8 protein-coding genes are annotated in these 13,465 nt (G+C 38.2%); 4 read left to right on the top strand and 4 right to left on the bottom strand.

The features are described from left to right. Positions 1-209 precede the first annotated feature (209 nt). The gene (locus LC454_RS24620; RefSeq protein ID WP_223585096.1) at positions 210-554 is read right to left on the bottom strand and encodes a hypothetical protein; all 345 of its coding nucleotides are present in this window, start codon (positions 552-554) and stop codon (positions 210-212) included. Between the two features lie 853 nt (positions 555-1,407). Here LC454_RS24620 and LC454_RS24615 point away from each other — a divergent pair. Next, the gene (locus LC454_RS24615) at positions 1,408-1,662 is read left to right on the top strand and encodes a hypothetical protein (RefSeq protein WP_223585095.1); all 255 of its coding nucleotides are present in this window, start codon (positions 1,408-1,410) and stop codon (positions 1,660-1,662) included. A gap of 90 nt (positions 1,663-1,752) precedes the next feature. Here the strand turns inward: LC454_RS24615 and LC454_RS24610 are convergent, their stop codons facing one another. After that, on the bottom strand, positions 1,753-2,265 hold the full coding sequence (locus LC454_RS24610) for a ClbS/DfsB family four-helix bundle protein (protein WP_223585094.1): 513 nt from the start codon (positions 2,263-2,265) through the stop codon (positions 1,753-1,755). Between the two features lie 372 nt (positions 2,266-2,637). Beyond that, positions 2,638-3,546 (bottom strand): SMP-30/gluconolactonase/LRE family protein, encoded by a 909-nt coding sequence (locus LC454_RS24605; RefSeq protein ID WP_223585093.1) that lies wholly within the window; start codon positions 3,544-3,546, stop codon positions 2,638-2,640. Between the two features lie 139 nt (positions 3,547-3,685). Between LC454_RS24605 and LC454_RS24600 the strand changes: the two genes are divergently transcribed. Next, positions 3,686-3,928 carry a helix-turn-helix domain-containing protein gene (locus tag LC454_RS24600; RefSeq protein ID WP_317196284.1) on the top strand — a complete coding sequence of 81 codons (243 nt, stop codon included), beginning with the start codon at positions 3,686-3,688 and terminating at the stop codon, positions 3,926-3,928. A gap of 189 nt (positions 3,929-4,117) precedes the next feature. Then, positions 4,118-6,112: a glycosyl hydrolase family 28 protein gene (locus LC454_RS24595; RefSeq protein WP_223585092.1), complete on the top strand. Its 1,995-nt coding sequence runs from the start codon at positions 4,118-4,120 to the stop codon at positions 6,110-6,112. A 47-nt stretch (positions 6,113-6,159) separates the two neighbouring features. On the opposite strand, the gene LC454_RS24590 is transcribed toward LC454_RS24595, so the two are convergent. Then, complete coding sequence (locus LC454_RS24590) at positions 6,160-10,098, bottom strand: response regulator (RefSeq protein WP_223585091.1); 3,939 nt, start codon at positions 10,096-10,098, stop codon at positions 6,160-6,162. Positions 10,099-10,339: 241 nt separating this feature from the next. Here LC454_RS24590 and LC454_RS24585 point away from each other — a divergent pair, with 241 nt between their 5' ends. Next, a complete protein-coding gene (locus LC454_RS24585; RefSeq protein ID WP_223585090.1) occupies positions 10,340-13,456 on the top strand; it encodes a SusC/RagA family TonB-linked outer membrane protein in 3,117 nt (1,038 codons plus the stop codon). Positions 13,457-13,465 lie beyond the last annotated feature (9 nt).

Below are 13,465 nucleotides of genomic sequence, written 5' to 3'. Positions count from 1 at the left end.
CATGGCTTCTGCCTTGAAGCGTTCAAAGTCGAATGGGTCTTTTTCTTTCATGACCGTGTCGTTTGAATAATTGAATATAAATAATCTTATTGAATTATTCCTCTGACACAGTTCATGTTACAGTCTCATTTAAAGCTTAAACCTTACTATCGTAAAAAACAAGTACGCTATAATCGACCTACTGATAAAGTATCTATTTTGAAGGTTGCTTATTCTTTCGATAATCTGGCTATTTCTGTATCAAGTTTTTCATCCCAGATAAATTCCATGTTATATTTGCCTTGAGTATTTATAGTAAAAAAGGCTTTGTTCCATTTGTTATCTCCTTCGTTAGGTATATCATGTAATTCTCTGATCCAATTTCGGATATCTCTAGAAATATTTCTTACAGATATGTTTTTTATTTCATTATTATCCGTGATATATTCTCCATTGTAGCTTACCACACCTGTTCCTACAACTTCGATATTTAATTTTGCATGATTCCATCTTTCATCATCTATCGCATTTACAATGCTTTGTCCGATGTTTAAATAAATTTCATCTATTGTCATAATATTTTAAATTTTGTAAAGGATTATGATTTACAGAGAGGTTTTTGAAATCTCTTCAAACGATTCCTCGTAGACATCTTTAGCTGTTTTTGTCTTATGATTTGTAAATGTTTTATCATAACTAAGTTTACTTTCAAATTTTCCAGTTTTAGGGCGATATATAAGTTTAACATCGTTGGAACTTATATAATGTCCTTTTTAAATAGAGATTCAATTTCTTTTAGCATACCATTTACTCGATTAAGCAATTGGAAGGCACTTTCATTTGATATGTCATATTGCATCTCTGAAACTAAATTTACTTTATGAGATTTTACCAAATTCAAACCCAATTTCGACCAGTTCAGTAAATAGTTTTTGAAACTTACTATCAAAATCATTCATATCAAAAGATTATTTAGGTATTTAAATATACTAAAAAATTATACATTGTCCCGTCTAGAAATAGCTTCTCGTAGCCAACTTTAATAGATAATAGCAGGCCTGTCCATACTATTTTTATTGTGTTGCATTTGTTTCTGGGGATCTCCAGAAGTTGGCAGGATCGAGCGTAATAACATTGTTTTTTAGATGTTTATTGCTGCTTTTGTCAAATCCGCTCGGAATTAGAGAAATATACTGCAGATCAGGTTCGGCGGGGCTATATCTACTTTCTGTGTTAAACTGGCTCTTATTCGTGCATTGGATCCAATATAAATTCTTGGCCATATAATAGTCCAGGTACCAAAGTTTACTTACTTTGGACTCGGCGTTTAGCCGGAGTGATTGATTATTTTTTAAATGCTCCCTGACTTTAGCGCTTGATCCACAGGGTGTTTCAACTTTTGCTGTAGAGTTTTCAGAAGCTGGTGGTGTGGAGAAATCCAGAAAAGGGTGGATGGAGAAATTCGGAGAATGGAAACATGTCACGCAAGTAATGGATTGGAAAGACAAAGGTACAGCGACTTGGACGATAAATGTCCTTAAGCCAGGCTATTACCAAACTGAACTGGAATACAGTGGAGAGGGGAGGCTCGTTTGGCGAATAGATCAAAAAGGCGGACAAGTGGTCCAGAATCAACAGAATTCTTCAGCTATTTATAACTGGCAGCCCATGGGTTGGATGTAATTTGCCAAGCCCGGAACTTATCACAAAATATGGCTTAATAACTATTATTGATTTTTAAGTTTTTAAATCCTATCCGTTTGGACAGGATTTTTATTTGATGTTATGTGCTTTTTTCCACTTACGAATTCTCCCCCTTGCATTGGTATAAGGCGAAGACGTGTTAAACTGAATCATTCTCCCCAAAGTCCATTTCTCATACCAGGAAACCTCATATAATTCAGTATTAGATTTTTGCTCAATTAAATGAAGAATTTTAGAAACCGTTTCATCTAATTTACTACACAATATATTGAAGTCAATGCTTTCATAATCTTTGTAAAACTTCTGAGCCAGCTTGCCGAGTTCATTCCATTTATAACCTGTCTCAGGAAAATCTACTGGCTCATTATTATCTTTTTTCCGATTCCATTTAAGCACCAATTCACCCCATCCAATCAAATAAGAAACAAGGTTATTGATACCCATTGTAGTATCTTTTGCATGCCCTTCTAAATCTGTGACCGTAGTTAATTCAACAGGAATGGTCGATAATTCATTTTTCAGCTTGTTGTAATTCGTTTCAATAGCTTTTTGTAATTCTTCTTTGTTAACTGGTACAGCCATAATCGGACGAAATAGATTTTTACCAAATTTACAAAATCTATTAAAGAGGTTATTTAAAATAAGAAATGATTTGTTTCACCTGTTTTTCAATTAGGTACGGTTATGTGTGGCTTTTGAATAGAGTCTAATCTTGACTTTAAATCCTTAATTTCCATTCAGTCCTTTTGAGAAAGTGCTAGCAAATGATGATATTCTAATGGAATATCATGATAATATACACAACATATTCATCCTACAATTATTTATTTTACCACAAGAGCTAGAATTATGTTAAAATCGTCTCTCTTTTGATGTAATCAAATGCGAAACTGTTCATATAGTCTGAAGAGCTTACTAAATTGCCGTTTACGCCAACTGCTGAAGACTGACAATTTATTCAACTCCCTTTGTACGCATTGGGAGGTAATAAATTGCCGTTGAAGCTGTGATAAATAGATCAGTTCGATCTTTGCCACCAAAACAGACATTCGATGTCCATGGTTCTCTTACCTCAATATGTCCTATCAGTACGCCTATCGGACTATAGATAGAAACACCTTTCCCCGTAAGGTAAACATTTCCCCGATTGTCCAATGTCATCCCATCAGAGCCTTGGTCGATGACCGCTTTTTGTCCGCTGAGCTTACCGTTAGATTCAATAGTATACCTATAAGTTTTATTTCGCAGCCTATCCGCTACATATAGGTATTTTCCATCTGGCGATCCTACAATGCCGTTAGGCTTAGCTACATCATCAGCCACTACAATTGGCTTTTTACCTTTTCCCGGAGGAAGGTAGTAAACTTTCTGCCCTTCGATCTCTGGTTTTTTTCTGACCCAATAGTCACGCTGATAATAGGGATCTGTAAAATAGATACCTCCTTTCTTATCTGCCCAAAGATCATTTGGACCATTCAGTTTCTTTCCATCTAGATCTGACAGCAGTACCGTAACTTTGCCATCATTGCTTATCGACCAAATTTCGTTTTTTTCGTCTGCGCAGGCAAGTAGCTGACCGCGATGGTTAAAGTACAGTCCATTGGCACGGCCGGCTGAATCTTTAAAAAGAGAAAGACGACCTTCCGTGTTGTATTTCCAGATTTTGTTATTGGGCTGGTCAGTAAAATAGATATTCCCGTCCTTGTCCACTGCCGGCCCTTCTGTAAACGCAAACTGCCGAGATAATAATTTCAGGCTGTCCTGATTAAACAATTGCGCCCTTACATCTAAGCCTTTTAATGAGAAGAGTAATATTAGCAAGAATGCCGGATAGAACCTGTTGGAATTAATTAAATGTAGCATAGTAAAAGTAATTAACTAAATTATTGTTTGTCCAAAAAAAATCTAGGAATAGTATTTAAGTATGGATAGTCTCTATTTCAAGCCCAATATATATAATTTTATAAAGACCAGAAAATATTACCTCTAGCCGTCTTCATTAATTGATGCATATCTTTATTCTGTGTTTGATTTCCGCCGCATACCTCTGATGCTGACAGGACAAACCGCGCAACAGATCATCCACGAGAAGGTAATCGAAAAAGCCAAAGAGAGGCTTTCTACAACGGAACTTACGATAAGTGTGATCGCTTACGAGCTAGGATTTGAATACTCTCAATCATTCAACAAACTATTTAAGGCCAAAACCAAACCTAAGCGGAACCGTCCGAAGCAAAATCTATAAAAGCCTGGTACCTCGCAAAAAAGTTTACACTGATTACTTTAACTTTAGATGCTTTTGGGCTTTATCCAGCTCCAAATACTACTATTAAAGTTTAAAGTGTTACACTTTTGTTCAATAATTGATCAGTTCATGGCAATTTCCCGGGCGATTCCTATCTTACCCTAACAATTAACCACTTATAGATCAACTATGAAATTATTTATTTTGCCATTTGTATGGCTATGTTTTGTCGCGTGCAACAAAATAACACCTTCAAAAGAAGAAGCTGCGTTGTTGAAATCAGAAAACCACAGCACGCGCGCCAGTTTAAGCACAGTAGTAACAACCTATCCTTTACCCAGTAGTCTGCCGAATCAGTACAAGTCAACGGCCTTTACAGTTAGTGCCGGCGGGAATCCAGTCGGCCTATATAACGCTGGAAATAACGGCTGGGGAAATAGCGTTAGCTATGGTTATTTCGATTTCAGTGGCACTGTATCGATATCGATCACGCCCTCAAGCGGTTTCAGCAGCTTCAAATTAGTGCCTTCATCATCAGGTATCACAGGGGTGAGATCGGGCAATACGATTACTTTTACACTCTCTCAGCCGACCAATATATCACTTGTATTGGACAACGACTACCAAGGAAAGGTGCTGCATTTATTTGCTCAGGCGCCGGAAAGTGATATTCCTTCTTCTACAGATACCAATGTACAGTATTATGGCCCAGGATATTACGATCTGAGCTCGCAACCGCCGATAACCTTGAGTTCTGGAAAAACTTTATACATCGCTGGTGGAGCAGTTATTAGAGGAAGAGTAAAAATAGATAATGCATCAAATGTGACAATCAGAGGTAGGGGCATTCTGCTCAACGATTACAACAGCCCCACGGATGATATCGCCCTTGCCTTAGGTGCAGTAAGCAATTCAACAATAAAAGATATCATTGTCAATCGCAATATAGGAAGCTGGACTTCTGCCATGCACAATTGTTCTTTTGTCAATGTAACTAATTACAAAGCTATCAGCCCATATTTTGCCAGTTCCGATGGATTTAATATCAACAGTAGCCATGATATCACTTTTGATAAATCCTTTGTCCACTCTGCTGATGATGCAGTCGCCATCAAAGGAATGTCGGATCAAATTCCTGCAAATTCATTACCCGTTTATAATATAATCTACAAAAATGCACAATTATGGGCCGATGCAAATAACACCATCGGTATCGGTGCTGAAACACGCGCTGCCTATTTTCAGAATATTAAGTTTCAAAACATAGATATCCTATATAATTACGATGACAAAAATCATCCGGATGTTCTCCCTGATCGTTCCGCCATCAATATTTTTGCCTTACATGGCACCTATTTTAATGATATTACCTTTGAAGACATCCGTGTAGAAAGAGCAAAAAGACTAATAAATATTCAGATGGATGAAACATTTTATTTTGGTTCGTTGACCGGGAACTGGAGCTGGCCCGGAGCAATGACAAACATTCTCTATAAGAATATTACGTCCACATCAGGCGGTAGTAACGAAATCAAATTAATCGGTTGGAATGACAGTCATCGTATTGAAGGAGTGACCCTGGAGAATGTTAAGATTAACGGTAACTATGTTAAAGATTTTAAAGATAGTCATTTGCACATGAATCAGTATGCGAATTCGGTGAAGATTGTCAGTCCATCCGGAACAGTTAATAGCGATGTCTATAATGCTTCTACCGATTTTTCGTCTGTACAAGGAACCCGCAGATGGTACTATAAATACTGGCAGGCCGGAATAGGAACAAGTTTGATGAGCTGGAATCCGGACGGATCAAATCATTGGCGCGGTTCGGGTAGTTATGACGCCATATGGAACGGTAGCGGTAACCTCTATATTCATCCCGATAATAGCCAGCCGATACTTGTTTGGAATGCGCCAAAATCGGGCACCGTAAAAATTACCGGATTGGTTCGTAAAAATGATATCGGGGGTGGGGATGGTGTCAACGTGAGTATTTGGAAAAATAATGTAATGATATGGCCTTCGGGTAGCTGGCAAACTGTTGTTTACAATAATACTACTGGGTTTTGGCATGATATTAATGTGCCTGTCACCTTTGGCGACGAATTATCCTTTCGTGTGGATCAGCGTTCCAATTCAGGCTGGGATACCACCTACTGGAATCCAGAAATTGCATATCAATAAGCATTTTTGCTATCCATTTCAATCTTCAGGATTGAAATGGATAATGACTATTTAGCCTTTCTATAGTGGCTTGGCGTTATACCAAAGAAATCCTTAAACTGCTTGCTAAAATAGTTTGCATTGGAATAGCCTAACTTATATGCAATTTCAGAAATGCTAAAAGACGGGTCTTTTAATAAGGTTTTAGCATAATCAAGTTTGACTTTAATAATGAAATCAGTAGGAGTGAGATCTGTTATTTTTTTTAGCAATAGATACAACTGGGTTCTACTGATACGCATTTCTTGCGCTAGTTGATGGACTGAAAAATTATTCTCCGCAATATTTCTAACGATAATCTCCTGAACTTTTAAAATAAAAGTTTCCTCTTGTGAGTTTGCTTCTTCTTTAATTCGTAAAGGCTCTGCCTGACTGTAGTAATGGCGTAGCGTAGCTTTATTTTTTAATAAACTACCCATTTTAGCCAGTAGCTCCTGCATGCTGAAGGGTTTATTGATATAGCCATTTGCGGCTAATTCATAGCTTTTGATTTTATTGGCAATCGTATCATAAGAAGTCATTAAGATTATTGGAATATGTTTGGTCTTCGGGTTACTTTTCAAATGTTTGCATAATTCATATCCATCCATGATAGGCATCATAATATCGCTGATCACCATGTCGATCGGATTATTCCTAATGTATTCTAAAGCTTCTTGTCCATTGTGAGCGATGATGACATGGTAGGATTCCAGTAATTTATTTTTAAATAATTCTGCCAGATCAGTGTGATCTTCCACCAGAAGAATTTTATGCGTATTGCTTTCCGGCGGAACATCAAATCTTAGTTGACTGTTATCGGTATAAATCACGTCGTCAATGAGCTCCATTGTCGCATGTAGTTCGAGATCCGGGTCATCCGGAAGCTCGGATGCAAAATTATCCACCGGTATAGTAAGTGTAAATCGTGTTCCAGTTTCAATGCTGCTATTTACATCAATCTGTGCGTTTATACGCTTTGTGAGCCCTACAACCAAAGCTAGACCAATGCCATTATTGTCATAATAATTGCCGCTTGACTTTTGTCTGAAATAAGGTTCAAATATTTTTTCAATCTGGTCCTGTGGTATATAACTGCCCGTATTGCTTACATAAATAACAACTTCATTGGTATCTTTTGAAACGCATAGTGCAAGAACTATCTGGCCACCCACCTCACAGTTTTTAAACGCATTGCTCAGCAGGTTGCTGATTATTTTTTCCAGTTTGTCAAAGTCGAGGTCGACATTTACTTCTGTTGATGGGTTTTCAAATCGATATTCAATGTTTTTACGGTCGAATAAAGGTGCAAACATCGAAAAGATATTTTGACAAAAGGTGACGAGGTCTCCATTAATGGTATTTAATGGCAGATTACTGCTTTCAATTTCTCTAAATTCCATTAATTGACTTATCAGGAACGTAAGCCGTTTGATATTTTTTTGGGAGATTTCATATTCCTTGATGTTTTCAATCTTATGATTGGAAAAAAGGTCTTCCTGTATCGCCATAATAATGGCTAAGGGAGTCTTAAGTTCATGGGACATGTAGGTGAAAAAATCAAGCTTACTTTTGTTCAGTTCCTCTAATTTAGACGTTTCTACTTCAGCCAGTTTTATCTTCAAGATTTTCAAATGCCGTCTTTTTAAGAACTTTCTAAATAGGATGAGGGCCACAATCACCAGTGCCCCATATACCCACAGCATAATATTGCTCAACAGGAAATGGGGTTTGATTTTGATCAGCATTTTTTTTGTCGCAATGATATTATTGTTCAGATCTACTAACTTAATATGGAGTTCGTAATTTTTTGATTTTAAGGAAGTAAAAGTTATTGTTCCTGAAGCTTTCGAAAGTTCATACCAACGCTTGTCAATGTCTTTTAAAGTATAAAATATGCGATAGTTTTCGCGGCTTTGCGGATCGAAATTCACTTGGTTCACCTCAATAGAAATCATATTTTGATCATAAGGGAGCACGATTTCATTCGTATGATCAATGCCTTTTTCAAAATACTTTTTATTTCTAAGTTGGCTGATATTAAATATTTTAAAGTCAGAAAAGTAGAGTAAAGGTTTATGTATTGGAAGCGGGTCGAGCTGAGGAGCCTTAAAAAAACATATTCCGTCAACAGACCCAAAATATAAGGTGTCACTGTAATAGTAGGCGGAACGTTCGTTAAACCAGGACGTGTTTAAACCCCAGCTGACATTAAAATTTTTAATGGTCCGGTCGGTATCAACACAGTACAAGCCATTTGTTGTTGATAGCCAGTACCGCTTCAAGTTGTCTTTCTTGATACCATGTATTTGAACATTGATTTTTCCTCGACCGGGATAAGGAAGTAGGTGACCATTTCTGTCAATAAAATAAAGGTAGTTTTGCTTTGTTCCTAAAAGGACATTTTCTCCATCAAGGAGCATCGAAAGAAATTGTATCCTATTTCCCTTATTCAGCTCTTTCTTATATATTTTAGTTGTCTTTTTGCTCCAATCATAACATACGATCTCATCGAGGCAGCAAATCCATATCAGATTATTGTTTACCATGATGTCATTGATCGTCGAGGTCGTTTTAAGTAGAGTTGTAAAATTATCTTTATGACGGTCATATATGCTTACAAAACCATCTGTCCCAACAAGTAGAAAATCCTGGTTGAAGTTTCGGATGGAGAATATTCTATTATTCGGTAAAGATGATGCGATGTTCTTATCATATTGATAATGCTTAATTTTGCTTCCCTGATCAGCTAAACAGTATAAACCGTTTGATTCAGACCCCGCCCAAATACTTCCCTGAGCATCTTCTTCTAGTGATATGATATTATCACTGATTTTGCTTTTTTCCTGATTAAACCTTTTTATTACCTGTGATTGTCCATTGTATACATTTATCCCGATGGCGTTGGTTGCTACCCAAAGCAGTTTTTTAGATGACATGAGTATATTGTTGATCACGATTCCACGGGCTCTTCCGGGATTGGTGACGTGTAAAAAATCTAACCATGAATCATTTTTCGAGAGACAGAATGCTCCATTAAAATAAGTCCCCAATATCATATCATCAAACTTACTTTTGTAGATTGCGCAGACTGTAGAATTAAGTTCATTGTCAAAGTTCTCTATTAACATCCGATATTCTGTATACTGGTTGATATAATCAAATACAGCCACACCTTTGTTATGTCCTATCCAAAGTCTGCCCGCTGCGTCTTCGGCAATACTACATACATTTTGGATCTGTGCGGGTTGTGGTAGCTGCGCCTTAAATTTATTTTGGATGGGATCGAAGCGCAGGATACCATGTCTTTTGGTTCCCGCCCAGATCAGGTTTTTACTATCACAATATAGCGAGGTGATTAGCACATCCCTGTCGTAGCTTTCAGCAAAATTAAAACTGGCTAAAACATTTCCCTTTTTGTCACATTTGGCAACCGTAGTAAAGGTAGCTCCCCATAGGTTACCTTGATTATCCGCCTGAATCCTATTAAAATATACATTTCTATTTAATGTAATAATTTTTTGTTCAGCCCATTTATATAAAGTATTATTGCACAGTATCACTACGCCATCCATTGTCAAGGCTAGGGCTTTCGACGTATTATGCAATTCGGTTTTGATCAATAGCCTATATTTATTGGTAGTGAAATCATAGCTATATATGCCATTGTCAGCAGCGATGATCATTTCCTGTTTGAATGATTTAATTTCGATGATTTTGCCCGGTTGAAAAATAGAGTCACTCATCGACTTTGGATTACCCATAATGTGGGCGCCATCATATAGGTTAATGCCATCGATCGTTCCTATCCAGACACGCCCAATAGGGTCTTCGGAGATTGCGGTTACCCGATTTGAAAGAAGGCCATTTTCTTGTGTCAGCTTATTATATTTTCTGATATGCTGTGCGTCCAGTGATAGACAAGTAAACAGTAGATAACAAAATATGAAAAACGTTTTTAGAGTCATTTTCTTTAGGCTTTGTTTATTTATCAAATAAACAACTATGTATAGATTATAAAATATAATATCGTTTATTTAATTGTAATATCGTTCAGTATCTCAAAAAAAATGATGAAAAATTAAATTCATCCATATTTAAACCATATTATCTTTTTTAGTTGGAATAACTCCTTATTTTCGGGACGATGTTACAGATCACACCTTGTTTTGTTGCATAAGATAACCAATAACCAAATTTTAGAAAGAGATGAACCGAAAAAATTTAAACCGTAATATGCTCTATTTTCTTTTTGTTTTTCTATTAGAGCCACCAGTTGTTCATGCGGCCTGGAGAGCAAAAGCAGTTTCTGTTGATCGACATGGCAACCAGGAAATTCGTAGCGGACGTGTCCTTGATCAAAAGGGAAATCCACTCGCTGGCGCTAATATCAAGATTGTGGGAATGCAGATCGGCACCAAGACCGATAGTGAGGGAAGATTTAATATAAAAGTCGGTTCCGGCCAGGCCTTGCAAATTTCCTTTTTGGGCTATAAGCAAACCGTTGTTAAGGTCGAGCCTGGCGTGGGCGAACTGATGATAAAACTTGAGGAAGACAGTTTCGGACTACAGGATGTTGTTGTCGTAGGATTTGGAAAGCAAAAGAAAGTAAATCTCACAGGGGCAGTCACATCTGTTTCAATGGCTGATATAGAAAGCCGTCCTATCACAAATGCTTCTATGGCATTAGCTGGAAAAGTGGCCGGACTGCAGGTTACCCAAAATTCAGGACAGCCAGGTGCTGATGGCGGTACCCTAACGATTCGCGGGATCGGTACATTGAACAATGCATCACCTTTGGTCGTAATAGACGGGTTTGAAGCAGCAATTAATGATGTAGATCCCAAAGATATCGCCTCCATATCCGTGTTAAAAGACGCTGCATCGGCATCTATATATGGCAATAAAGCGGCTAATGGTGTTATTTTGATTACGACAAAAAGGGGGCAGGAAGGAAAACTGAAAATAAAATATGATGGATATGCCGCAGTTCAACAAGTGACGCGATATCCAAAATTGTTAAATTCCTATGATTATCTGACGCTACTGAATGAAGCGAAAGTAAATTCAGGTTTCCGGCCTCAGTATGATCAAGAATATATTAGCCATTATAAAGATATTACAGACCCAGTACGCTATAGAGATTACAATTGGGCCGATTTCTATTTTAAGCCTGCATTACAGCAAAATCACTATCTACAGCTAAGTGGTGGCAAGGAAAATATTGTGTATGCTATTTCTGGAGGATACCTCAACCAAAAAGGAATTGTCGAGGGTACAAATTATGATAAGTATAATTTCCGATTCAATACTCAGCATTCATTTTTGAACAATAAAGCGCAGCTTGGACTTACCGTTTCGGGCTATATTGGCAAGACCAAAGATCTCATTGAAGGAGCCGGAGCAACGATTGCCCGAATCACCCAAATGGCGCCGCTCGTAGTTCCCAAGATAGAAGGGTACGGATGGACCGACTGGTTCTATAGCGATGCAATTAAAGAAGCAGGGGGAGGGCAGACCTTTGACAATAGCAATTTGAATACAATCGCCAATTTGACCATTAATCTTACGCCGCGCCTTACTTTTGAAAGTGCGCTGAGCTATGTGACCAACAACGACCGTCAGCTATCTTATGCGCCCAATGTAGATCTATTTCTCGTTACTAGAGCAGCCGACGGTACCAGCATCATAGGGAAAAACAATTCCAGGGAATCTTCCATTAGCAAAAGCTCAAATAAATATGGTACTATTTCCAGCTGGGCAAACCTCAATTATGCTTATGACTTAGCAAAAGATCATCATTTTAAAGCTTTGGCGGGTTTTCAGCAATTTCAATGGAAAGGCAATTATTTCCAGACATCAATCAGGCGACTATCCGCCAATCTGCCTTACTTTAGTGTGGGAGACCCTTCCTCTGCCAAAAATAGTGATTGGGGAAGCAAGGAAACCTCAGTTGGATTTTTCGGAAGGTTAAATTACGATTATAAGGGTAAATATCTATTTGAGGGCAACTTGCGGCACGATGGCGCCTCCAAATTTGCACGAGGCCACAAATGGGGTACATTCCCTTCTTTTTCTGCGGGATGGCGTCTATCCCAAGAGCGTTTTTTCAAGGATATTACCTTCGTTCAGGATTTAAAGATAAGGGGATCCTGGGGGATACTCGGTAACCAAAATATTGGCAATGCTTATGCTGGTGCAGATATATTAGCATTAGGAGGAAGGCAGAACAACTATATTTTTAACAATTTGGACAACGTAGGTGCTGCCGTTTCGGTCATAGCCAATAAGGGGCTTACCTGGGAACAGACTACTCAGACTAATATCGGTATTGACCTACAGATTTTTAAGGATTTTAGTCTAACAGCCGATTACTACATCAAAAATACTAGTGCTATCCTACTACAGCTGCCTATTTCCAGTACATTTGGATTTACAGATGTTCCCTTCCAGAATGCTGGTAAAATGCGCAATAGAGGACTTGAGCTGACATTGGGATATCACAAGAAAGCCAATGAATGGCTCTTCAAGGCCAATGTTGCCGTCGCTCACAATAGAAATCGCGTAACTGACCTAAAGGGAATGAGTCCAATTATTTTCGACGGTGCAATATTAAAAGAAGGCGTAGAGTCCACTTCGTTATTTGGATACGATACCGAAGGTATATATCAGAGTGAAAGTGAGATTCAGCAGCACCTCCGGACCTTCGACGAGGATGGGTATTCCTTATTAAATTCATACGCAGGCCTGCGGGCTCAACCCGGAGATGTTAGGCTGAAGGATCAGAATGGCGATCGTATTATAAATGATAAGGATAAGGTGGTTTTGGGGCACACCTCTCCAGATTATATATTTTCTGCAGACCTTAATGTTCAATACAAGGCTTTTGAGCTGCGTACTCTTTTGGAGGGTACACAGGGGGGCAGAGGATGGAGTGCAGGACAGCTCGTTACACCATTTTTTAATGGCGGGTATAATGGGGCTAGTTGGCTTATGGACAGGTGGACACCTGAGCAACCCAATAATACCTATCAGCGTGTTTATTTTGACAATCAGCGCAGCAACCTGAAGTCCAGTTATTTCGTAGAAGACCTCTCATACATTCGGGTCAAAAACATAGAATTTAGTTACAACCTGGCTGATCAGGCACTTCGTAGGCGTTCGATCCAAGGCTGTAGATTTTTTATAAGCGGACAAAATCTGCTGACATTGACAAATTATAAAGGTTTTGACCCGGAAGCTTCTGGCAATCCAAGAGAAGGGACAAGGATTGGAAACTATCCGCAAGTGAAAACCTACACCGTTGGCGTGAATTTGACATTCTAAACTAATCGA

The sequence above is a fragment of the Sphingobacterium sp. GVS05A genome, from assembly GCF_019969845.1.
Classification (GTDB): Bacteria; Bacteroidota; Bacteroidia; order Sphingobacteriales; family Sphingobacteriaceae; genus Sphingobacterium.
The sequence above is the reverse complement of the archived record's forward strand: the minus strand, read 5'-3'. Positions and strand labels throughout refer to the sequence as shown.